Genomic DNA, 23321 nt, shown 5'->3' with positions numbered 1-23321 from the left:
ACCACGTATTATATCTTTCGAGTTAATAACCGATTTTCTGGCGGCTCGGGGTGCGGCCCGGCTCGGACGGCGCGAGCGGCCGGCGGCGCAATGAAGCTATCGCGACCGCGAGCTCTGGTCGGTTGATGTGCTTGGCGCAGCCCCGGCCAATTTGTCGTCGACTGCATAGAGCGTGCAGGCAGACGACCATTTTGTGCAGGCGGCAAGTGAATCGCGCTGGGCGTCGTCGGCCGTCGCCCGCCCCGAACGCCAGCCGTAACCGCCGTTCGGCGACACCGCAAAAGCCTTGTGCGGCATCGTGCTGGCGAGATAGCGCCCGAACTCGGCGCGCGCGGCCTCGCTGAGCTGGCCCGGCGGCGGCAGCGGATCGGGCGGGCTCAGGACATCGTGGCCGAGACCTCGCTCGCGCAGGAAGGCGTCGAGATAGGGCGTCCATTGCGGACGGCTCACGACCGAATAGAGATAGTGGCCATCGTCGCCGTAAGGCGGCGCCGCGATGAATTTCGCGTTGCCGCCATTGGCGCGAAATCCGTCATGGAGGCGGCGCGCGAGGTCGGGACCGAAGTAGGAATCATTGCTGGCATAGACCCACAGCATCGGAGCGCGCGAGGTTTTGCCGAACGTGGCGAAGGCCTGCACCAGCCCGTTCGGATTGCAGACGTCGTCGTCATCGCGCGAGCCGCGCCCGCCGGCAAAGCTGATCGCGGCGGCGAGACCCGCTGGCGCCTGCGCGGTCAACGCGACGGTGGCGAACCCGCCGGCGGAATGGCCGGCCGCGATCATGCCTGAGGTGGTGACGTCGGCCCTCCGCGCCATCGCCTCGATCGACGCGCGCAAATCCGCCACCGCGACCGCCGCGGCCGGCAGATAAGCGGCATTGGCGCAGCCGCCGACGCTGTCGACGCGCCCGCCGGGCGAGGTGCCGTAGCCGCGCCGCATCACGATCAGCGCGGCAAAGCCGCGCCGGGCATATTCGAGAGCGATGCCGTAATATTTGTGCGCGGACATCGTCGCGCGATCGTCGAAACTGCGCGGCGAGCCGTGGCTGAGCAGCGCGAGCGGATAGCGCCTGGTCCCGGCCGGCCGGACCAGGAACGCCTCCAGCCCCTGCGGTCCGGCCTCGACCATCGGGATACGCAAATCCTCGGTGTAGAACTCCGCGGCCATCGCATCGGGCGCGATGCCCGCCATCAGAACAAACAAGAGCCTCTGAAACAGCGTCATGCCCCGACTCGAAAAGCCCCGATCGAAAGACCATAGCATGATCTCAGGAACGGCCGCCCCATTGCGGGTGTTGTGCTCTTGGCGCGGGCTTGGCCGATGCTATGGTATTGCGCAATCTCTACGACAGGACGAGGTATATCCAGTGGCTGATGTTCATCCCGCGGCGGGCAAGCAGGCCTCGCCGGACGCGCTCACCAACGTTCCGCGGCTGGTGACGGCCTATTTCGCCGGCAAGCCTGATGTCGCGGATCCCGCGCAGCGGGTGGCGTTCGGTACCTCCGGCCATCGCGGCACCTCGTTCAAGACCAGCTTCAACGAGGGCCATATCCTCGCGACGACGCAGGCAATCTGTGATTACCGACGTGAAAAGGGGCTGACCGGTCCGCTCTTTATCGGCATCGACACCCATGCGCTGGCCGAGCCGGCGCTGGTCAGCGCCGTCGAGGTGTTCGCGGCCAACGGCGTCGACATCATGATCGACAAGGACGGCGGCTATACGCCGACGCCGGTGATCTCCCACGCGATCCTGACCTACAACAAGGGCCGCACCTCGGGCCTTGCCGATGGCGTCGTCGTCACGCCCTCGCACAATCCGCCCGAGGACGGCGGCTACAAATACAATCCGCCGCATGGAGGACCGGCCGACACCGATGCGACCTCCGTGATCGAGAGGCGCGCCAATGCCTATCTCGCCGACGGCCTCAAAGGCGTGAACCGCATCGACTACGCCAGGGCACGCAAAGCCGCGAACGTCCACGCCTATGACTACGTCACACCCTATGTCGCCGATCTCGGCAACGTCATCGATCTCGACCTGGTCAAATCCGCCGGCGTCAACATCGGCATCGATCCGCTCGGTGGCGCCGCCGTGCACTACTGGCATCCGATCATCGAGCGCTACGGCCTGAAGGCGACCGTGGTGAACGAGGCGATCGACCCGACCTTCCGCTTCATGACGGTGGATTGGGACGGCAAGATCCGCATGGACTGCTCCTCGCCTTACGCGATGGCGAGCCTGATCGCGATGCGCGACCGCTTCGACGTCGCTTTTGCCAACGACACCGACGCGGACCGCCACGGCATCGTGACGCGCACCGGCGGCCTGATGAATCCGAACCATTATCTCGCGACCGCGATCTCCTATCTGTTCGCGCATCGCCCGAATTGGGGCAAGGACGCCGCGATCGGCAAGACCGTGGTGTCGAGCTCCATCATCGACCGCGTCGCGAAAAAACTCGGCCGCAAGCTGGTCGAGACGCCGGTTGGGTTCAAATGGTTCGTCGACGGTCTCCTCACGGGCGGCTTCGGCTTCGGCGGCGAGGAGAGTGCAGGCGCCTCGTTTCTGCGCCGCGATGGCACGGTGTGGACCACCGACAAGGACGGCATCATCCTCGGCCTGCTCGCGGCCGAGATCATGGCGAAGACCGGCCGCGATCCGAGCCAGCTCTTCAACGACCTCACCGCCGAGTTCGGCGTGCCCCATTACGCGCGCATCGATGTCGCCGCCACCACGCCGCAGAAAAACATCCTGAAGTCCGTCACGCCCGAGCAGCTCGGCCTGAAGGATCTCGCCGGCGATCCCGTCCGCGCCACCCTGAGCAAGGCGCCCGGCAACGGCCAGCCGTTCGGTGGCATCAAGGTCGAGACCGATTTCGGATGGTTCGCCGCGAGGCCCTCGGGCACCGAGGACGTCTACAAGATCTACGCGGAGAGTTTTCGCAGCCCCGAACACCTGAAGGCGATTCAGCAGGAGGCTCAGGCAGGGTTGGCGAAGGTGTTCGGGGCATAGGACACTCCAGCGGCAGGTGCCACTTCTCCGGGGAAGCGCGCCGTATCCTAGGTGTCATCGCCCGCGCAGGAGGGCGATCCAGTACGCCGCGGCGGAAGTTGTGTGAACCCAACGTCTGCCCCGGCGTACTGGATTCCCTGCTTTCGCGGGGAATGACCGCGGAGCTATGTATGTATACACGATCTGGTATTAAGGTATTATAATACACCATATCCGCGCTTGAACGATTCCGTTCCTCCGCTATTGTATACATAGCGTATCCATAAGCCTTGGGAGTGAGACCGGTGACAAAACCCTTCCCGATGAACGCCTGGTATGCCGCCGCCTGGGACGCCGATGTGAAGCCGGCACTGCTGCCGCGGACGATCTGCGGCAAGCACGTCGTGATGTACCGCAAGGCCGATGGCTCGGTCGGCGCGCTGGAGGATGCCTGCTGGCACCGCCTGGTGCCGCTGTCCAAGGGCCGGCTCGAAGGCGACACGGTCGTCTGCGGCTATCACGGCCTGAAATACAATGCGCAAGGGCGCTGCACCTTCATGCCCTCGCAGGAGACCATCAACCCGTCGGCCTGCGTGCGCGCCTATCCGGTGGTCGAGCGTCATCGCTACATCTGGCTCTGGATGGGCGATCCCGCGCTGGCCGATCCTGCGCTCGTGCCCGACCTGCACTGGAATCACGACCCGGCCTGGGCCGGCGACGGCAAGACCATCCACGTCAACTGCGACTACCGCCTCGTGCTCGACAATCTCATGGACCTCACCCACGAGACGTTCGTGCACGGCTCGTCCATCGGCAACGAGGCGGTCGCGGAGGCGCCGTTCGACGTCACCCATGGCGAGAAGACTGTTACGGTGACGCGCTGGATGCGCGGCATCGAAGCGCCGCCGTTCTGGGCGAAACAACTCGGCAAGTCCGGGCTCGTCGACCGCTGGCAGATCATCCGCTTCGAGGCGCCGTGCACCATTGCCATCGACGTCGGCGTGGCGCCGACCGGCACCGGTGCGCCGGAAGGCGACCGCTCGCAAGGCGTCAACGGCTTCGTGCTCAACACCATCACGCCGGAGACCGAGAAGACCTGCCACTATTTCTGGGCCTTCGTGCGCAATTATCAGCTCGGCGAGCAGCGCATCACCACCGAGATCCGCGAGGGCGTCTCCGGCATCTTCCACGAGGACGAGCTGATCCTCGAGGCGCAGCAGCGCGCAATGGACGAGAACCCGGATCGCATCTTCTACAATCTCAACATCGACGCCGGCGCGATGTGGACGCGCAAGCTGATCGACAAGATGGTGGCGAAGGAAAACCCGCCGCAGCATCTCCAGGCCGCGGAGTAAGCCGACATGGCCGAGCGTGAGGTCGACCGCTCCGTCTCGCAGACGGTGAAGGCGCAGCTCGCGCTGCGCGATCAGCTCCTGTCGGGCTCGTTGCGCCCCGGCGAGCGCATCTCCGAGCTGCAGGCGGTGGAGACGACCGGCGCCTCGCGCACCCCGGTGCGCATGGCGCTGGTGCGGCTGGAGGAGGAGGGCCTCTTGGAGGCGATTCCCTCCGGCGGCTTCATGGTGAAGGCATTCTCCGAGCGCGACATCTCTGATTCCATCGAGCTGCGCGGCACGCTGGAAGGGCTCGCCGCGCGCTTTGCCGCCGAGCGCGGCGTCTCCGCGCGCGAGCTCGAGCCGCTGAAGGAGTGCCTCGCCGCGATCGACGAGTTGTTGCGCCAGGTCCCGATCTCGGTCGATGCGTTCTCGTCCTATGTCACTCTGAACGCGCGCTTCCACGCCCTGCTCACCGAATTGTCGCGTAGCCCGCCGCTGATCCGGCAGATCGACCGCGCCTCGTCGCTGCCGTTTGCGTCCCCAAGCGGTTTCGTGATGGCGCAGTCGGCGCTGCCCGAGGCGCAGCAGATCCTGATCATCGGGCAGGAGCACCACCGCGTCGTGATCGACGCCATCGAGAATCGCGAAGGCGCCCGTGCCGAAGCGGTCATGCGCGAGCATGCGCGGCTCGCGGTGCGCAATTTGCGGCTCGCATTGCGCAACCGGACCCATCTCGACCTGCTGCCAGCGCTCGCGCTGATCAAGTCCGCAACCGATTGAGGGCCGTCACCATGCGCTTCATCGAAACCTGGATTCCGGCGACGCTCGTCTCGACGCGCGATCTCGCGCCCAGTATCCGCGAATTCCTGATCCGGCCGGACCAGTTCGATGGCGCCGCCTATGCGGTCGGCAGCCACATCAATATCAGCGTCACCATCGACGGGCAGCCGGAGACGCGGTCCTATTCGCTGGTCGGGGAAGCGTCGTCGCAGGGTTTAAGGATCGCGGTGCGCCGCGCCGAGGATTCGCGTGGCGGCTCGCGCTATATGTGGTCGTTGCGGCCGGGCGCGCGGCTCGACATCACGACGCCCGCCTCGCTGCTCGCGGTCGACTGGGCGCGCCAAAACTACTGCCTGATCGCCGGCGGCATCGGCATCACGCCAATCCTGGGTGCGGCACAGGCGCTGGCGCGGCGCGGCGCCGATGTCACGCTGCATTACGCGGTGCGCTCGCGCGCTGAGGCCGCCTATCTCGACGATCTCGCCGCAACGCTGGGTGATCGCCTGGTCGTTCACGCCAGCGATGAGGGCACGCGGCTCGATCTCGACGCTCTGTTCGCCTCGCTGCCCAAGGACGCGCTGGCGCTGTTCTGCGGCCCGATGCGCATGCTGGATGCCGCGCGCCACGCCTGGATCGGCGCCGGCCATCCGCTTCCCGATCTGCGCTACGAGACTTTTGGTTCGAGCGGCACGCTGCCGACCGAGACATTTCGCGTGCGCCTGAAAGGCTCCGATGTCGAGCTGGAGATCCCACGCGAGCGCTCGATGCTGGACGTGCTCAACGCCAGCGGCCACGACGTGATGTACGATTGCAAGCGAGGCGAATGCGGCCTGTGCGCCATCGATGTGGTCGCCATCGACGGCGAGATCGACCATCGCGACGTCTTCTTCAGCGACCATCAGAAGCAAAGCAACCAGAAGATCTGCGCCTGCGTCTCCCGCGCACGGGGCACCATCACGGTGGATACGCTGCTGCGTGCGGATCCGGTCTAAACGAATTGCAGCGGGATCCATCTGGCGGAATGGAAGGCGCCGCGGGCTCCACCTCGCCCGCTTGCGGGAGAGGTCGCGCCGAAGGCGCGGGTGAGGGCTCTCTCCTCTTGGGGATTCCCTCTACGGAGACACCCTCTCCCCAGCCCTCTCCCGCAAGCGCGAGAGGGGGCTCACCGTCCTTGTGGTCGGCATACGGGCCCATCTGATTTCCACCTACGCCGCGTAGGTTGCCCGCAACTTCTTCGGATCAAGCAGCGCTAGAACCTGATCCGCCGACACAGGCCGGCTGATGAGATAACCCTGAACTTCGTCGCAACCAATCTGGCGCAGATATTCGAGCTGGTCGGCGGTCTCGACGCCTTCCGCGACCACGCCGATGCGCAGATCGCGCGCGAGCCCAATCACGGATTTCACGATCGCGGCGCAGTCCGGCTGCACCAGCATGTCGCGGATGAAGGATTGGTCGATCTTGATGCGGCTGAACGGCAGCTTGCGCAGGTAGGTCAGCGAGGAGAAGCCGGTGCCGAAATCGTCGAGCGCCACGGTGACGCCGAGCTCCAGCAGCGCGTTCAGCACCGACGCGGCGGAGGCGTATTTCGACAGCAGCATCGATTCCGTGATCTCGATCTCGAGCCGGTGCGGGGCGATCTTCGCGTCCGCGAGCGCCTGCACGATGATCTGGAGCAGGCCGTTGTTGTGAAACTGCGCGGCCGAGAAATTCACGGCGACCCTGATCTCTTTGGGCCACTGGGCGACCGTCGCGCAGGCGCGGCGGACGACCCATTCGCCGATCTCGTGGATCAGCCCGGTTTCCTCGGCGATCGGAATGAACTCGCTCGGAGGCACCAGTCCGCGTTGGGGATGCTGCCAACGCAGCAGCGCCTCGAACCCGGTGATGCGGTTGCCGCCGAGGTCGAGAAAGGGCTGAAACACCAGGAACAGCTCGTCCCTGGCGATAGCACCTTCCAGATCCGAATGCAGCGCCTTGCGGTCGCGTGACGAGCGGTCGTCGGCCTCCTCGAAGAAACACACCGTGCCGGGTCCGGCCTTCTTGGCGCGGTAGAGCGCGGTGTCGGCGTTCTTCATGATGTCGAGTTGCGTGCTGCCGTCACGCGGCGCCAGCACGATGCCGACGCTGGTCGCGCCGACGATCTGGCGGCCCTCGATCCGGAACGGTTCGTCGAAGGCCGCGACGAAGCGCTCGGCGATCTCGAGCGCATCCTCAGGCCGCGCCAGATTGGCCATCACCAGCGCGAACTCGTCGCCGCCGATGCGTGAGACATGCTCGGCCGCGCGGGTGCAGCGTTGCAGGCGGCTCGCGATCTGGACCAGAAACTCGTCGCCGGCGGGATGGCCGAATTTGTCGTTGACCTCCTTGAAGCGGTCGAGGTCGAGCAGGAGCACCGCGAATTCCTCGCCGGAGAGGCTGAGCCGCTTCAGAGCGGCGTCGAGCGTTTCGTTGAAAGCGACGCGATTGGGCAGATGGGTCAGCGGGTCCTGCCGCACCGAACGCTCGGCCTCGATCTGCCGCATCACGCGCCGTGCGAACGAGGCCGAATTGACGAACACGCTGCGCAGCAGCACCGATCCGTAGACTACCACGAGGAAGGCGATCAGCAGAAACGCCGGATCGCCATTCCTGCCGAGGCAGATCGCGATGCCAGCGAAAATTGGAGCCGTGAATGCGATCGCCGCGATCGGGATCGTGGCGAAGGCCAGCGCGCCCCCGGCCAGCATCCCCGAACAAAGGCAGGTGATGACGAGCTGCCCGCCCGTTGAGGCATTGGCAAAGAATGCGACCGGAACGGTGCCCCAGGCGGCGCCGAGGATGAAGGCATTGCGCACCAGCCGATGCATGGCTCGGCGCGAGACGAATTGTGGTTTGGTGATGCGGCGCGCGGCATGGGATTGCAGGCCGAACGCGATCGCGGCGCCCGCCACGATGGCGGCCCAGATCAAGGCCAGCTTCAAGTCCGGCGAATGCCACAGCGCGATGACGAGCACCGCGGCGTTGCAGACATTGGCCAGCATGATGCCGACGGAATAGCCGAGCACCAGCGACATCTGTTCGGCGCGGATATGGCCGGCGACGGCTTCGTCGGTTACGGGACCGCCAAAGGCCGACAGATCGCCCGCGAACAGCCGCGCGAAATAGCTGGTCGTTTGAGTCTGCATTCCATAGCCCAGCAGCATGGGCCGTTTGTCCGGCCCGATCCGGAGAATTCGCTGCAAACCTTTGACGAACTATGAATTATCCCCGCTTGCGACGATAGCCGCGACCACTTCTGCGTGTTCGTCACGTCGTATCGATAACAAATCGATACAAATGCGCGCCGGCGAGGTTACGGTCACGGAGCTTGGGGCGCTGAAGCTACTATGGCGCCATGGCCGGGCTAATCCGTTCGAAGGACAGCGTCGCGTCCGCTCGCCTATGTCCCGGCCATCGACGCCTTTGAGGCCACGAGGGAACGTGCGTCCAAACAGCTTCGAGCCGGCGGTCGGCTCGGTGCTGAGACTTCCGATCACGCGATGCGGTTAGGGCGGGAGCGCCTGGACTTGGCACGGCACCCGGCTGCAAATAATCCTCGGCGCCATCTCACAGCTTGTTTCGGTTCTTGCTCGCTCCCTTCAATTTTGGAGCGTCCGAAGTCGATTTTGCCCAATCTGCCATTTGCATGCAGGTCAGCAGGTCGACATAGCTGTCACTGCCGCCAGCCGTCGCTTCGCCTTCGCATCGGGTTCGAAGGCTGTCGGAATTCGTGAGCCAAACGGAATGAAGTTGTTGCAGCGCGGAATTTTCGTCGCGCATGCAATCGTCGTAGGACTGCGCCAGATCCAGGCCCATCGCCTTGTCAGTGGCTACGGTGGCCTTGCAGGTCGCCTCGACATTGAGTTGAGGGACGCGTTCGCTGACTGGAATTGTTGTTTGGCCGCCTATCATCGCCAAGGTCAGCAATACAATCTTCATGCAGGACTCCCCGTTTGAGATTTCACTGAAGCAATTTCATCAGGCGACCGAGCGGGCATCGTATTGATCTGAATCAAGGGGAACGAAGGAGATTGTCTCTCAATATTGTGCGAGTAAACACACCGACCAGCACCGAGACAGTTTCGGGCAACCAGCCCGATCGCGCGAGCAAGAACACGAGGCAGATTGTGATAGTAGTGGGGTATTGAAGACGCAGACGATCCCTGCTGGCCCAAACGTTCAGGTTGTGCTAAAGTAATTCTAGAGGGCCCGTATTGCGCAAGCGACCGAAGATGCCCCTCAAGCGACGCTAGTTCGACCAGGCTTTATATCTCTGTTTCTAGCAATTTGTTTCGAGTTCTGCAGACGCCGTGCGGCGTTTGATGCGGTCGGTGACGCACGTTATCTTGCAAGCAATAAGCGCCCCTCGCGCTGGATCGAAAATACTTCAATTCATACCGCCGCGAGCGGTGTGAACGCATCTGACATCGGCTTTGCTGCCATTCTTCTCTTCGTGCTGAATTCCCGTGGCGCCACGCTGCAAGGCAATACGCTGAGACCTTCAATGCTCAGACCCTCGAACGCGGTCATTCCGACGGTACAAAGTGAATTGAACGAAGTCGCAAATCAGAGGTCACCAAATCAGAAGAGGAGGATTCGACATGTTTCGAGGAATTCTGACGCTGACAATTTCTCTTTGCCTTGGTGCGGCGGCCGTGCCTGTCGCGCAGGCGCAGGGCACTGCACCGGCCATCACCGAACAAGAGGCGCATGCCATCGCAGTGGATGCCTATGTCTACTTCTACTCGCTCATGTCGATGGACATCTCGAGAAAGCAATTCACCAACGGCACGACCGATTTCAGAGGTCCGATGAATACCTTTGTCAACGTGCCGGAATACCCCCCGGCCAATTTCAAGGGCGTGGTGCGGTCGAACTTCGACACGCTGTATTCCGTCTCCTGGCTGAACATGACCAAGGAGCCCGTCGTCATCTCCGCACCAGATACAAGTGAGCGCTACTATCTGCTGCCAATGCTCGACATGTGGACCGATGTCTTCGCGTCGCCAGGCTGGCGAACGACGGGCACCAAGGCCGGCACGTTCCTGATCACGCCCCCGGGCTGGCGGCCCGATCTGCGCGAAAGATTCGCGGAAGAATTCAAGCTTCCGAGCGACACCCAGCGCATCGAGGCGCCGACGCCCCATGTCTGGGTGATCGGCCGCACCAAGACGGATGGCCCGCCCGATTACGATGCCGTCCATAAGATCCAGGCCGGTTACAAGGTCACGCTGCTTTCCGAGTACGGCAAGACACCCAAGCCGGTCGAGTTCAAGCCGGACCCAAGCGTCGACATGAAGACGCCGCCGAAGGTCCAGGTCGATACCATGTCGGCCGGCGTGTACTTCGCCAGCGCCGCAGAACTGCTCAAGCTTCACCCGCCGCATGCTACCGATGAGCCGATCATTGCGCAGATGAAGAAAATCGGCATCGAGCCCGGCAAGAGCTTTGACATCGGCAAGCTCGATCCGGTGTTGCAACGGGCGCTGGAGACCGCTCCGCACGACGGCCAGAAGCTGATGGCCTGGAAAGTGCCGACACTTGCGCGGGTCGCAAATGGCTGGTCGATGAACACCGATACGATGGGTGTCTACGGCAACTACTATTTGAAGCGGGCCATCGTCGCCCAACTTGGGCTGGGCGCGAACCTGCCTGAGGATGCCATCTATCCGCTCAATCTCGGCGACGCGACCGGCAAGCCGCTGGATGGAGCCAACAAGTACACAATTACGTTCGAGAAGGGCGCCGCCCCGCCGGTCAACGCCTTCTGGTCGATCACGCTATACGACCCGGAAGGTTTTCAGGTCGGCAATGCGCTCAACCGTTTTGCCGTGAGCAGCTGGATGCCGTTCAAGTACAACGCAGACGGGTCGCTCGATATATTCTTCCAGAATGATAGCCCGGGCAAGGACAAGGATGCGAACTGGCTTCCGGCGCCGAAGGGAGCCTTTAATCTGACCATGCGCCTTTATAGCCCGAAGTCCGATGCGCTGACCGGAAAGTGGAATCCGCCGCCGGTCGTGAGGACGGAGGCCGGAACAGTGGGCTTGGCCCAATAAAGTTGATTTGAGCGCCGGCGCTTCGGCGCCGGCGTTCGACCGCATGAACACAATGGCGATGCGGCTCCACTGGCCCAGGACCGAAGCACAGTCGATCCTGCCTTCGGGCGAAGGGACATGGTACCTGCCGGGCGTGAAGCTGGTCTTGTAGAGACAGTCAGCGGCTCAGCGTCCCAACTGCTTGGGGTCGTAATAAAAGCGTTCCTCGACGAGTTCATCCCCCCGCCATGTCTGCCATGCGATCTCATCCAACGTTCGGATGATGCCCTCGGCGGTGGTGAAGCTGAAGGTCCAGCGCGTCGCGACATGATCGCCCTCGATCAGGCTCGGCCCGATGCGCACCGCCTTGACTTCCCTGGAGGCCGCCAGCACGCCGCGCTCCTTGGCGACGAGCTTGTCGCGGCCGACTGTCGGTGCCGCGTTGTTCTCGTAGGTCGCGGCCTCGGGCGTATAGAACTGCTCGATTGCGCCGATGAAATCCCCGGTCTCCAATCGCTTGGCAAAAGCTTCGACGACGTCACGGCTCGGCATGGCACACCTCACGAATAACCGACTGATGGTCGGTAAATACCGACCGATAGTCGAAAAGTCAACTGGCCGCTTGTGCCGAATTCGATTAGACGAGACCCATGGCAAAACAGGCGGAGCGACGGGCGGGGACATCGGAGGCGATCCTGACGGCGGCGCGTCGCCTGTTCGGGGCGCAAGGATTTGCCGCGACGACGATGGACGAGATCGCCGAAGCCACCGGCGTCGCCAAGGGCGCGGTCTATCATCACTTCAAGACAAAGGAAGCGGTGTTCGAAGCGGTGTTCGACAACGTCTCGCGCGATCTCGTCGCCGAGATCGACGGCGCCGCGCGTTCCGAGAAGGATGTGCTCGCCGCGATGGTCGCCGGCAGCCAGCATTATTTCGCCGCAACCGCGAAGGGGCCGACCGGCCAGATCATCCTGCGCGACGGCCCGGCGGTGCTCGGCTGGGAGCGCTGGCGAGAGATCGACGCCAAACATTTCGGCGGCAAGCTGCCGCGCGCGATTGCGGCGGCGATGGAGGGCGGCCTGATCGCACGGCAGCCGGTCGAGCCGCTGGCCCGGCTGCTGCTCGGCGCGGTCACGGAAGCGGCGGTCGCCTGCGCCGGACGCGCCGATATCGCAAGGGCGGGTGCGGAATATGCCCGTGCGTTCAGGTCGCTGGTCGAGGCGCTGCGCGTCGCTCCATGTCGTGCTAAGTGACGATTGGAAACGCCCACACCAACAAAAAGAACAGTAGCGCATGAACGCAACTTCCTCCCTGACGCCCTCCGACCCTGAGTTCGACTACATCATCGTCGGTGCCGGCTCTGCGGGCTGCGTGCTCGCCAACCGGCTGTCGGCCGACGGCAAGCACAGCGTGCTGCTGCTCGAGGCAGGCCCGAAGGATTCCAACATCTGGATTCACGTGCCGCTCGGCTACGGCAAGCTGTTCAAGGAAAAGACCGTCAACTGGATGTACCAGACCGAGCCGGAGCCCGAGCTGAAGGGCCGTCAGGTGTTCCAGCCGCGCGGCAAGACCCTGGGCGGGTCGAGCTCGATCAACGGCCTGCTCTACGTTCGCGGCCAGCACGAGGATTACGACAGATGGCGTCAGCGCGGCAACGCCGGCTGGGGCTATGACGACGTGCTGCCCTATTTCAAGAAGGCCGAGAACCAGTCGCGCGGCGCCGATCAATATCACGGCAGCGGCGGCCCGCTGCCGGTGTCCAACATGGTGGTGACCGATCCGTTGTCGAAGGCGTTCATCGATGCCGCAGTCGAGAGCGGTCTGCCCTACAATCCTGATTTCAATGGCGCCACCCAGGAAGGCGTCGGCCTGTTCCAGACCACGACGCGCAATGGCCGCCGCGCCTCGACGGCAGTGGCCTATCTCGGCCCCGCCAAGGCCCGCGGCAATCTCAAGATCGAAACTGGCGCGCTCGGCCAGCGCGTGTTGTTCGAGGGCCGCCGCGCCGTCGGCGTTGAATACCGTCAAGGCGCCAATTTGCGCCGCGCCCGCGCGCGCAAGGAGGTCGTGCTGTCGAGCGGCGCCTACAACTCGCCGCAGCTGCTTCAACTCTCCGGCGTCGGACCCGGCGACCTCCTGCGCAAGCACGGCATCGACGTCGTGCTGGACGCGCCGGGCGTCGGTCACGACCTCCAGGACCACATGCAGGTCCGCATCGTGATGCGCTGCTCGCAGAAGATTACGCTCAACGACACCGTCAATCATCCGCTCCGCCGCACCATGGCCGGCGCACGCTATGCGCTGTTCCGCAAAGGCTGGCTGACGATCGCGGCGGGCACGGCGGGCGCGTTCTTCAAGACCAGCCCGCGGCTGGCCTCGCCGGACATCCAGGTCCACTTCCTGCCGTTCTCGACCGACAAGATGGGCGAGAAGCTGCATGATTTCTCCGGCTTCACGGCGTCGGTGTGCCAGCTCCGTCCCGAGAGCCGCGGGTCCTTGCGCATCAAAAGCGCCGACCCGACGGTGCCGCCGGAGATCCGCATCAACTACATGTCGACCGAGACCGACCGCACCACCAACGTGGAAGGCCTGAAGATCCTGCGCAAGATATTGCATGCACCGGCGCTGAAGCCGTTCGTGGTCGACGAGTACGATCCCGGAGCGAAGATAGCCACGGATGCCGAGCTGCTGGATTATTGCCGTGAGCGGGGCAGCACCATCTACCATCCGACCTCGACCTGTCGTATGGGCAATGATGCGCTCGCGGTGGTCGATCAGCGGCTGAAGGTGAGGGGCCTCGAAGGCCTCCGAATCGTCGACGGCTCGATCATGCCCGATCTCGTATCGGGGAACACCAATGCGCCGATCATCATGATCGCCGAAAAGGCCTCCGACATGATATTGGAGGATGCGCGGTAATCCGTGCGTTGAAAGGGACCAGGGCTTGGCTACGCGATTCAAGATCGGCACACGCAAGAGCGCGATGGCGCTGGCACAGACGGAAGAGATCGCGCGCCGCCTGACCGCTGCCATGCCCGATCTCGACGTCGAGATCGTCAAGTTCGACACCACGGGCGATCTCGACCAGACCAGCAAGCTGTTGCCCCATGGCGGCAAGGGCGGTGCCTTCGTGGCGCAGATCCGCGCCGCCGTGTTGTCGGGCGAACTCCAGGCGGCGATGCATTCGCTGAAGGACATGCCCGGCAACGAAGACACACCCGGTCTCGTGATCGGCGCCACGCTCTCGCGCGATCCTCCCAATGACGCGCTGGTGCTGCGCGATGGCGTGACGCTGGAGGCGCTGCGCCAATCTCGTGGCAAGGGTTTCAAGATCGGCACCAACGCCGTCCGCCGCGCCGCCTATGCGCGGCGATTGTTTCCCGACGTCGAGATAATCCACTTCCGTGGCGCCGCCGACACGCGCGTGCGAAAACTCGACAATGGCGAGAAGCAGCGCCTGCCGGATGGCGGCGCGGTGGGGCCTGCCGATGCGCTGATCATGGCGCGGTCCGGCCTCGACCGCGTCGGCCTTTCCCATCGCATCGGCTACGAATTCTCCGCGGCGGAAATGCTGCCGGCAGCGGGGCAGGGCATCGTCGCGGTCGAATGCGCGGCACAGGACTGGCAGACGCGTCGCATTCTCGCATCGATCGACGATCCCGCTGCTCACGCCTGCGCCGATGCCGAGCGCGAGGTGCTGTGGGTGCTGAACGGCCATTGCAATTCGCCGGTGGCGGGCTTTTCGACCATTGCGGGCGATCAGATGTCGCTCACCGCGTCCGTGCTCGATCTCTCCGGCAACACCATCATCGAAGCCTTGCGTTCGGGTCCCGCCAATCGTCCCCGCGAACTCGGCCGTGCGGTGGGACTGGATCTGCTGGCCAAGGGCGCCGCCGAGATTATCGAGCGCAGCCGGCCGCGCTAAGTCGGCCGCGAGGCGGGCATCGGTGTGATGATGGCATCATGCGCCTGTTTTGCCCGACGGGTCAAATGTTGGTGCGATCCGATGCGATGACGGCGCACCTGATTTCCGTCCGCCCTAAGTCATTGATCGGGCGTGGCCTCTCTACTGTGCATGGGGTTGTTTTCGTGCTTTTTTGTTTTCCCACTCCCCAGGCGCAAAATAAATCAGCCCCGCACACGCTTCAGCATCTGCTCAACATGGGCGATCGGCGTCTCCGGCTGGATGCCGTGGCCGAGATTGAAGATGAACCGCCCCTGCGCAAAATTCGCCAGCGTGTTGTCGACCGCGCGGTCGAGCGCGGCGCCGCCTGTGATCAGCACCAGCGGATCGAGATTGCCCTGAACCGCAACCTTGCTCTGCACGCGCTCGCGGATGAAGGCCGGCTCCGCGGTCCAGTCGATGCTGACAGCGTTGACGCCGGTCGCCTCGACGAACCCGGGCAGTTGCGCACCGGCACCGCGCGGAAAGCCGATGATCTTCGCATCCGGCACCTTGGCGCGCACGCCTTCGACGATGCGCCGGGTCGGTTCGATCGACCAGCGCGCGAACTCGGCGGGTGGCAGCACGCCGGCCCAGGTGTCGAAGATCTGCAAGGCGTTGGCGCCTGCCGCAAGCTGCGCCAGCAGATATTCGATCGAGTTCTCGACCAGCACGTCGATGATCTCAGCGAACGCCTCCGGATGCCGGTAGGCCATCAGCCGCGCCGGCGCCTGGTCAGGCGTGCCCTGGCCGGCGACCATGTAGGTCGCCACCGTCCAAGGGGCGCCGCAGAAGCCGATCAACGCGATCTTGGGATCGACCGCGCCGCGCACGATTTTGAGCGCCTCGAACACCGGCGCGAGCTTGCCGAAATTGGCGTGCTTGGCCAGTGTCGCGACCTTGGCGGGATCATCCAGCGGCTCGAGCCGCGGACCCTCGCCGACCTCGAAGCGCACGGAGCGTCCGAGCGCATAGGGGATCACCAGGATGTCGGAGAAGATGATCGCCGCATCGAAGCCGAACCTCCGGATGGGCTGCAGCGTCACCTCGGCGGCAAGCTCCGGGTTGAAGCAGAGGTCGAGGAAGCCGCCGGCCCTGGCGCGCACCTCGCGATATTCCGGCAAGTAACGGCCGGCCTGCCGCATCATCCAGATCGGCGGAATGACCTGCCGCTGGCCGGAGAGGACGTCGATGAAAGGCTTTGTCGCAGACTGGGGCACGAACGGTCCTGAGGATGGTTAGGGCTCCTGATACACCGCCGCGGCCCGAAGCGGAACAGGGGAACCAAGCGCAATTCGACCGCGTTGACCAGCCAACGGAGGACGAGACCATGGCTGAGACATTCAACCCCGCGCCGCATGACAAGCACGCCGACGATCTGCACGAAGCGCTCGCCGCCGACCGCCACGCCAAGCTCGACGCCGGGCTGAAAGATACCTTCCCGGCGTCCGATCCCGTGAGCGCCGCCCAGCCAACGCCCTCGAAGGCCGATGCGGAGGCCGACAATCCCTCGCTCTGGGACAAGGTTAAGGCCATCTTCAGCTAGCCGCGGGAGCGCCGGATTCCGATAGGTCTGCTAATGCCCTGTTAGCGATGCGCTGATTCCGGTGTCCGTACGACTACGGGAACCGCCGACATCGCCGCATATTTCTGCGGGCGTTTCAGAGTTCAATAACAGAAGCAGCAGAGTTTCCGATCTTCGGAGAATTCTGCCGCATGAGTGCTGTGACCCAAAGAGCCGGATTGAGCCGCCTGCCGCTGCGGGCAGCTGCGTTCGTCGCGCTGACCTGCGTGGCCATCCTCGGCGTCAGCGGCTGGCGGGAATGGGCGGCCCGCGACGCGGTGCTCAAGGGCGCCGAGACCGAGATGGCCAACGTTGCGCGATCGCTGACGCAGCATGCCGATGACAGCCTCGATCTGCTGGATTCTGGCGTCGTCGGCGTCGTCAGCCGGCTGGAGATGGACGGCACCGAGCCGGCCACGATCGCCAAGCTCAGAACCCTGCTGGAGGTGCGCAAGAAGGCGGTAGAGCGCATCCACAGCCTCGCCATCATTGACGACCGCGGCAACTGGTTGACCTCGCCCGGTACGATCGGCTCGACTCTCAACGACGACGCGTTCTTCCGTTATCACCAGCTCTCGCCGAAACGGGAGCCCCATGTCGGCCGTCCCGTGAAGAGCCTGCTCGACGGCGAATGGGTCGTCACCTTGTCGCGGCGGTTCAACAAGCCCGACGGCAGCTTCGGCGGCGTGGTGCTCGCGACCATCAGCTCCAACTATCTCTCGCATTTCTACGAACAGTTCGAGATCGGCCGCAACAGCTCGGTGGCGTTGACGCACGGCGACGGCCTGATCATCGCGCGCTACCCGAGCAACGAGAAATACATCGGCCGCAGCGTTGCCAATACGCCGCTGTTCCGCGACGCCGCTCTGCAGCGGCCGGGCGGCGTCTATCATTTCAAGTCGCCGCTCGATGGCGCCGAACGCGTCAGCTTCTTCAAGCGCTCTGGCCGTTATCCGCTGGTCCTGCTCGCCACCGTCGACAAGGACGAGCTGCTCGCACCCTGGCGCGCTGCGGTGATCTCCCGCATGCTCTACGTGCTCGCGTTGGTCATGCTGATCGCAATCATTGGTGCGGTGCTGGTGCGGCAGTTGCAGCGGGGCCAGAGCATGGCGGCCGCGCTGGTCGAGAAGGAAGCGAATTTCCGACTGCTTGCCGAAAGCTCCAGCGACATGGTGACGCGTATGGGGCTCGACGAGCGGCTGCGCTATGTCTCGCCATCGTCGATTGGCGTCGTCGGCTGGCGCGCCAATCAGCTGATCGGAACCCTCGCGCTCGCCGGCATTCACGCGGACGACCGGCCGCAGGTCCAGGCTCTCGTCGACGCCATGAAACGCGGCGAGAAGGAGGAGGTGCGCGTTACCTATCGCAACGCGCACCGGCAGAACGCCGAAGTCTGGCTCGAATCGACCATGCGGGTGACCCGCAAGGAGAGTGGCAGCGTCGACGGCGTGGTCGCGATCTCGCGCGACATCACCGAGCAGAAGAAGCTCGAGACCCGGCTCGAAACGCTCGCGATCGAGGACAGCCTCACCGGGCTTGCTAATCGCCGCCGCTTCGATGAACGACTGAAGGAGGAGTGGGCGCGTGCCTATCGCGAGCGCTCCAGCCTTTCCCTGCTGATGATCGACGTCGACCACTTCAAGTCTTACAATGACGAATACGGCCATCCCGCGGGCGATGCCTGCCTCCGGCAGGTGGCGCAGATCATCGCCGCCGAGATGCATCGTTCCGGCGATCTGGCGGCGCGTTACGGCGGCGAGGAGTTCGCCATGCTGCTGCCGAACACCGACGCTGCCGGCTGCGCCCTGATCGGCGACCGGATCCGACGGGCGATCCGCGATGCGGGCCTCGTCCACGCCAGCAACCATGCGGCTGGCTGCGTCACCGCTTCGCTCGGCGGTGCTGCCTGCCGGCCGGCGCTGGAGCGCACGGCCGGCGTCACCTCGCTGATCGAGGCCGCCGACCAGGCGCTCTATGCCGCCAAGGAAGCCGGGCGCAACCGGCTGATGATGTCGGGCGAGGTGAGCAACCTTCTTCTCAAGGCGTCCGGTCAGTAACCCCGCTCAATAATGCGGGGGGCGCTCATTGGCGGCTCCCGGCGCATTCGCCTCGGCCTCCTGCAGCCGCTCGCCGAGCTCTGCGATCCTTCGCGTCAGCGCGTCGATCTGCTTCCACTGCGCGGTGATGGTCTGGTTCAGCGTCTCGATCGCGTCGTCCTGATAGGCGAGGCGCGTCTCAAGCGTGTCGATGCGCTCGCCGAGCGTCTGGATCTCATTCGTCACGTGCCGCGTCCTTATTTCGTTCGGGCGAGCCAAGTTCTTGCAAGCCGAGTTGTTGCGCGCCAAGTTGCTGCAAACCATGACCGAGCGCGACCCGTTCGTCGAACACGAAGCATTCGCCGCGCCAGCGACTCTGAGCCTCCGGCACCTCTTCCAGATATTTGAGAATGCCGCCCTTGAGGTGATAGACCTCGGCAAAGCCGCGCGCGAGCAGATGCGCGCTCGCTTTCTCGCAGCGGATGCCGCCGGTGCAGAACATCGCGATTCTGCGGTGTTTGACAGGATCGAGCCGTTCGGCCGCAAATTCCTTGAACTGGCCAAAGCTCTCGATGCCTGGGTCGAGCGCGCCGTCGAACGTCCCCATCGCCACCTCGAAGGCGTTCCTGGTGTCGAGCACCAGCGTGTCGGGCGCCGCGATCAGCGCGTTCCATTCGCTCGCATCGACATAGGTGCCGACCTGCCGGGTCGGATCGGCGGCTTCGTCGCCGAGCGTGACGATCTCCTTCTTCAGCCGCACCTTGAGCCGGCCGAATGGCATCGCCTCGGCGGTCGAGAACTTCAATTCGAGATTGTTCAACCTGCCGCTGAAGATGTCGCCGTGCGCGAGCTCATGGACGAGAGCGTCGATCGCCGCGCCCGCACCCGCGACCGTGCCGTTGATGCCCTCCTGCGCGAGCAGCACGCTGCCCTTCACCGCCAGGCCGGCGCAGAACGCGCGCAGCGGCTCGCGCAACTCCCGGTAATCGGGCAGGGCGGCGAATTGGTAGAAGGCGGCGACCTTGCAAATCATGGCGCCCGTTTAGCAGGCGGGGCGCGCCCGGAAAACCCGCAAGAAGCAGCTCTATTCCCAGCGGATGGCAGCCATTTCCCTGGTATGCCAGCATTGCCCCGGCGGGCCGGAATGTGTCATGTAGGCGCGGCTTTTTCCGAAACGACACGCCATCCGCGCCAAACGCCCAACGAGAGCAAGAATTCGATGAGAAACTTCCATTTCCCCGGCAGGTCCACGGTCCACGCCACCAACGCGATGGTGGCAACCTCGCATCCGCAGGCGTCACTCGCCGCGATCGAGGTGCTGCGCGAGGGCGGCACGGCGGTGGACGCGGCCGTTGCGGGCTCGGCCATTCTCGGCGTGATCGAGCCGCAATCGACCGGCATCGGCGGCGACTGCTTTGCGCTGATCCAGCCGCGCGGCGAGGGCAAGATCATCGCCTATAACGGCTCCGGCCGCGCCCCGAAGGCGGCGAACGCCGACTGGTATCTCGAGCGCAAGATCAACTCCGTGCCGCTGACCTCGGCGCATGCGGTCTCGATCCCCGGCGTGATCGACGCCTTTGCGACCGTTTTGCGCGATCACGGCAAGTTCGGCTTCGACCGCCTGCTCCAGCCCGCGATCAAGGCCGCCGAGGAAGGCTACGTCGTCGCCCCTCGCATCGCCTTCGACTGGAAGAACCAGTTCGAGAAGCTGAAGGGTGGCACCAACACGGAGCGGTATCTGTTGCCGCACGGCAAGCCGCCGGTGGCCGGCGACGTCATCCGCCAAGCCGAGCTCGGCAAGACGCTACGGGCGATCGCCAAGGACGGCCGCGACGCCTTCTACAAGGGCCCGATCGCCGAGGACATGGTGGAGACCCTGCGCGGAATCGGCGGCCTCCACACGCTCGACGATTTCGCCGCGCACACCACCGAGACGACGACGCCGATCGGCACCATGTACAAGGGCTACGACGTCTGGCAGTGCCCGCCGAACGGACCCGGCCTCACCATGCTGCTGATGTTGAACATCCTGTCGCGGTTCGACCTGACGAAATACGCGCCGCTCAGCGTCGAGCGCTTCCACCTCGAAGCCGAGGCCGCGCGCATCGCCTACATGCATCGCGAGCTGCATGTCGCCGATCCCGAGCATATGCAGATCGAGGTCGCCAGGATCCTCGCCAAGGAATACTGCAACGAGCACATCGACAAGATCCGCATGGACGGCATGCTCGACCTGCCGAACGTCGCGCCGCCGATGAATCCCTCGACCATCTACATCACCGTCGTGGACAAGGACCGCAACGTCTGCTCGTTCATCAACTCGGTCGCGCATTCCTTCGGCTCCGCCATCGTCTCGAACAAGACCGGCATCCTGCTCCAGAATCGCGCCGGCGGCTTCCGCATCCAGCCCGGCCACCCGAATTGCATCGCCGGCGGCAAGCGCCCGCTGCACACGATCATGCCGAGCCTGCTCACCAAGGGCGGCCGTTCGGTGATGCCGTTCGCGGTGATGGGCGGACAATATCAGCCGGTTGGCCAAGCCCATGTGGTGACCAACATTCTCGATTATGGCTGCGACGTGCAGGAGGCGATCGATATGCCGCGCGGCCTGCATTACGAAGGACAGTACCAGCTCGAGGACAGCGTGCCGGCCAATATCGTCGAAGGCCTGAAGAAACTCGGCCACAAGACCACCAGCGTCGTCGGTCCGCTCGGCGGCGCGCAGGCGATCTGGATCGACTGGGACAAGGGCACGCTCACCGGCGGTTCCGATCCGCGCAAAGACGGTTGCGCGCTCGGATACTGACCGCCGCGCACGGGGTTCCCCGCGCAACATCAGCAAAATTTGACGAAGGGCGACGCGGCATTTGCTGCGTCGCCCTTTCTCGTTCGGAACGGAGTTCACTGCTTCAGGTTAAGGGCCGATGAGCGGTGCAGGCGTGCGCTGCTCTTGCTCGAAGCGGCGGAGGCCCTCCATGTCCGAAAAATCAGGTTCCGGACCGACCGGATTCGATCGGCGCGCCTTCATGGCTGGCGCTGCCGGCAGTGCGCTGGTCCCCATGACAGCGCGTGCGGCCGCGCAGGATGCGAGCGTGTCGGCCGCGCAGGATCCGGCGCTCCCCGTCGATGTCACGCTGCGGGTCAACGGCACGGACAAGCGCCTGCACATCGACGCGCGCACAACGGTGCTCGACGCGCTGCGGGAGCATCTCAAGCTCACCGGCAGCAAAAAGGGCTGCGACCACGGCCAATGTGGTGCCTGCACGGTACTGATCGACGATCGACGCGTGGTGTCGTGCCTGACGCTCGCGCTCGCGGCCGAGGGGCAGGAGATCACCACGATCGAGGGCCTTGCCACCGACGATCATTTGCATCCGATGCAACAGGCCTTCGTCGACAACGACGCGTTTCAATGCGGCTATTGTACGCCGGGCCAGATCATGTCCGCCGTGGCCTGCGTCAAGGAGGGGCATGCGGGCAGCGAGGCCGACATCCGCGAATACATGAGCGGCAACATCTGCCGCTGCGCCGCCTATCCCAACATCGTCGCTGCCGTGAAGCAGGCCGCGCCCGAGATCATGAAAGGCTAGGCCCATGCGATCGTTTTCCTACCAAAGGGCAACAGACCCCGACATGGCCGTGCAGGCGCTCAGCGCTGCCGCAACTGCGAACAATCCGCTGACCAAGGCTACAGCACAGCCGCTCGCCGGCGGCACCACGCTGATCGACCTGATGAAGCTGGACGTGATGCGGCCCGCGGCAATCGTCGATATCAATCCGCTGGCGCGCAGCTGGTCGGCGATCGAGCCCGGCAGTGACGGCTTGCGGCTCGGCGCGCTCGCCAAGATGTCCGACGTGGCCGCGCATGCCGAGATCCAGCGCAACTATCCGGTGATCGCGAATTCCCTGAAGCTCGCCGCCAGCGCCCAGCTGCGCAACATGGCGACGCTCGGCGGCAACGTGATGCAGCGAACGCGTTGCAGCTATTTCCGCGATGTCTCCTATGAGAATTGCAACAAGCGCAATCCCGGTTCGGGCTGTGCCGCCATGGACGGCGTCAATCGCATGCATGCGGTGCTCGGTACTTCCGATCAGTGCATCGCAACCTATCCCGGCGATTTTGCCCAGGCGCTGATCGCGCTGGATGCGGTGGTCGAAATCACCGGCAGGTCCGGCACGCGCAGCCTGCCGTTCGCAGATTTGCACAAGGCGCCCGGCACGACGCCCGAGATCGAGACCACGCTTCGGCCCGGTGAGCTGATCTCTGCGTTCTCCATTCCCGGCCGCTGGCCGCGCTCGGTGTATCTCAAGGCGCGCGACCGTCAGTCCTACGAGTTCGCGCTGTCGTCGGCTGCGGTCGCGCTCGATGTGCAGGATGGCACGATCAGGGACGCGCGTGTCGCGCTCGGCGGCGTCGCCACCGTGCCGTGGCGGGCGCGCGAGGCTGAGGCGCTGCTGAAGGGACAGAAATTCGACGACGGTCTGGCGCAGCGTGTGGCCGATGCCGCGTTTGCCGACGCCAAGGGCCGCCGGCACAACAGCTTCAAGATCGCGCTCGGCAAGCGCGTGGTGGCGCGCGCGCTCCAGCAGGCCGTAACCATGGAGATCTGATC

The 23321-nt window shown here is 64.4% G+C and carries 20 protein-coding genes; 13 read left to right on the top strand and 7 right to left on the bottom strand.

What is annotated here, in order from left to right; all coding sequences use genetic code 11:
* Positions 1–96 precede the first annotated feature (96 nt).
* Positions 97–1224, bottom strand: a complete 1128-nt coding sequence (locus tag ABIB80_RS11365) for an alpha/beta hydrolase family protein (RefSeq protein ID WP_354127426.1) — start codon at positions 1222–1224, stop codon at positions 97–99.
* A 142-nt stretch (positions 1225–1366) separates the two neighbouring features.
* Here ABIB80_RS11365 and pgm point away from each other — a divergent pair, with 142 nt between their 5' ends.
* From pgm to ABIB80_RS11345, 4 genes are all read left to right on the top strand, one after another.
* Positions 1367–3013 (top strand): phosphoglucomutase (alpha-D-glucose-1,6-bisphosphate-dependent), encoded by a 1647-nt coding sequence (gene pgm, locus ABIB80_RS11360; protein ID WP_354127425.1) that lies wholly within the window; start codon positions 1367–1369, stop codon positions 3011–3013.
* 284 nt (positions 3014–3297) lie between these two features.
* Positions 3298–4347: an aromatic ring-hydroxylating dioxygenase subunit alpha gene (locus ABIB80_RS11355; protein ID WP_354127424.1), complete on the top strand. Its 1050-nt coding sequence runs from the start codon at positions 3298–3300 to the stop codon at positions 4345–4347.
* 6 nt (positions 4348–4353) lie between these two features.
* Entirely contained in the window at positions 4354–5106 is a 753-nt protein-coding gene (locus ABIB80_RS11350; protein ID WP_007595257.1) for a GntR family transcriptional regulator, read from the top strand.
* Positions 5107–5117: 11 nt separating this feature from the next.
* Positions 5118–6098, top strand: coding sequence for a PDR/VanB family oxidoreductase (locus tag ABIB80_RS11345; RefSeq protein ID WP_354127423.1), 981 nt, complete (start codon positions 5118–5120; stop codon positions 6096–6098).
* A gap of 213 nt (positions 6099–6311) precedes the next feature.
* Here ABIB80_RS11345 and ABIB80_RS11340 read toward each other — a convergent pair whose 3' ends face one another.
* Both ABIB80_RS11340 and ABIB80_RS11335 read right to left on the bottom strand, forming a co-directional pair.
* A complete protein-coding gene (locus ABIB80_RS11340; protein ID WP_354127422.1) occupies positions 6312–8273 on the bottom strand; it encodes a putative bifunctional diguanylate cyclase/phosphodiesterase in 1962 nt (653 codons plus the stop codon).
* 421 nt (positions 8274–8694) lie between these two features.
* Entirely contained in the window at positions 8695–9066 is a 372-nt protein-coding gene (locus ABIB80_RS11335) for a hypothetical protein (RefSeq protein WP_007595254.1), read from the bottom strand.
* 662 nt (positions 9067–9728) lie between these two features.
* On the opposite strand from ABIB80_RS11335, the gene ABIB80_RS11330 reads away from it, so the two are divergent.
* Positions 9729–11186 carry a DUF1254 domain-containing protein gene (locus ABIB80_RS11330; RefSeq protein WP_007595253.1) on the top strand — a complete coding sequence of 486 codons (1458 nt, stop codon included), beginning with the start codon at positions 9729–9731 and terminating at the stop codon, positions 11184–11186.
* A 165-nt stretch (positions 11187–11351) separates the two neighbouring features.
* Here the strand turns inward: ABIB80_RS11330 and ABIB80_RS11325 are convergent, their stop codons facing one another.
* Positions 11352–11717: a nuclear transport factor 2 family protein gene (locus tag ABIB80_RS11325; RefSeq protein WP_354127421.1), complete on the bottom strand. Its 366-nt coding sequence runs from the start codon at positions 11715–11717 to the stop codon at positions 11352–11354.
* 98 nt (positions 11718–11815) lie between these two features.
* Between ABIB80_RS11325 and ABIB80_RS11320 the strand changes: the two genes are divergently transcribed.
* Genes ABIB80_RS11320 through hemC form a run of 3 tightly spaced genes read left to right on the top strand, consistent with a single transcriptional unit; the run spans position 11816 to position 15090 of the window.
* Positions 11816–12418, top strand: coding sequence for a TetR/AcrR family transcriptional regulator (locus ABIB80_RS11320; RefSeq protein WP_354127420.1), 603 nt, complete (start codon positions 11816–11818; stop codon positions 12416–12418).
* A 40-nt stretch (positions 12419–12458) separates the two neighbouring features.
* Positions 12459–14084: a GMC family oxidoreductase gene (locus ABIB80_RS11315; RefSeq protein WP_354127419.1), complete on the top strand. Its 1626-nt coding sequence runs from the start codon at positions 12459–12461 to the stop codon at positions 14082–14084.
* Positions 14085–14109: 25 nt separating this feature from the next.
* Positions 14110–15090: a hydroxymethylbilane synthase gene (gene hemC, locus ABIB80_RS11310; RefSeq protein WP_354127418.1), complete on the top strand. Its 981-nt coding sequence runs from the start codon at positions 14110–14112 to the stop codon at positions 15088–15090.
* A gap of 203 nt (positions 15091–15293) precedes the next feature.
* Here the strand turns inward: hemC and hemE are convergent, their stop codons facing one another.
* Positions 15294–16328: a uroporphyrinogen decarboxylase gene (gene hemE, locus ABIB80_RS11305; RefSeq protein ID WP_354127417.1), complete on the bottom strand. Its 1035-nt coding sequence runs from the start codon at positions 16326–16328 to the stop codon at positions 15294–15296.
* A gap of 110 nt (positions 16329–16438) precedes the next feature.
* Between hemE and ABIB80_RS11300 the strand changes: the two genes are divergently transcribed.
* Entirely contained in the window at positions 16439–16654 is a 216-nt protein-coding gene (locus ABIB80_RS11300; RefSeq protein WP_007595236.1) for a hypothetical protein, read from the top strand.
* Between the two features lie 170 nt (positions 16655–16824).
* Entirely contained in the window at positions 16825–18729 is a 1905-nt protein-coding gene (locus tag ABIB80_RS11295; RefSeq protein ID WP_354127416.1) for a sensor domain-containing diguanylate cyclase, read from the top strand.
* A 6-nt stretch (positions 18730–18735) separates the two neighbouring features.
* Here the strand turns inward: ABIB80_RS11295 and ABIB80_RS11290 are convergent, their stop codons facing one another.
* Together ABIB80_RS11290 and trhO are read right to left on the bottom strand one after the other, a co-directional pair.
* On the bottom strand, positions 18736–18954 hold the full coding sequence (locus ABIB80_RS11290; RefSeq protein WP_007595232.1) for a SlyX family protein: 219 nt from the start codon (positions 18952–18954) through the stop codon (positions 18736–18738).
* Positions 18944–19741, bottom strand: a complete 798-nt coding sequence (gene trhO, locus ABIB80_RS11285; RefSeq protein WP_219684455.1) for an oxygen-dependent tRNA uridine(34) hydroxylase TrhO — start codon at positions 19739–19741, stop codon at positions 18944–18946. The genes ABIB80_RS11290 and trhO overlap by 11 nt, the downstream gene beginning before the upstream one ends.
* 186 nt (positions 19742–19927) lie before the next feature.
* Between trhO and ggt the strand changes: the two genes are divergently transcribed.
* The 3 genes from ggt to ABIB80_RS11270 all read left to right on the top strand — a co-directional run bounded on the left by ggt (position 19928) and on the right by ABIB80_RS11270 (position 23319).
* Entirely contained in the window at positions 19928–21514 is a 1587-nt protein-coding gene (gene ggt / locus ABIB80_RS11280; RefSeq protein WP_007595222.1) for a gamma-glutamyltransferase, read from the top strand.
* Positions 21515–21683: 169 nt separating this feature from the next.
* Positions 21684–22298, top strand: coding sequence for a (2Fe-2S)-binding protein (locus tag ABIB80_RS11275; protein WP_007595221.1), 615 nt, complete (start codon positions 21684–21686; stop codon positions 22296–22298).
* A 4-nt stretch (positions 22299–22302) separates the two neighbouring features.
* Complete coding sequence (locus ABIB80_RS11270) at positions 22303–23319, top strand: FAD binding domain-containing protein (RefSeq protein ID WP_219684458.1); 1017 nt, start codon at positions 22303–22305, stop codon at positions 23317–23319.
* Positions 23320–23321: the final 2 nt, after the last annotated feature.

The organism is Bradyrhizobium sp. i1.15.2 (genome assembly GCF_040548425.1).
GTDB lineage: Bacteria > Pseudomonadota > Alphaproteobacteria > Rhizobiales > Xanthobacteraceae > Bradyrhizobium > Bradyrhizobium canariense.
The sequence above is the reverse complement of the archived record's forward strand: the minus strand, read 5'-3'. Positions and strand labels throughout refer to the sequence as shown.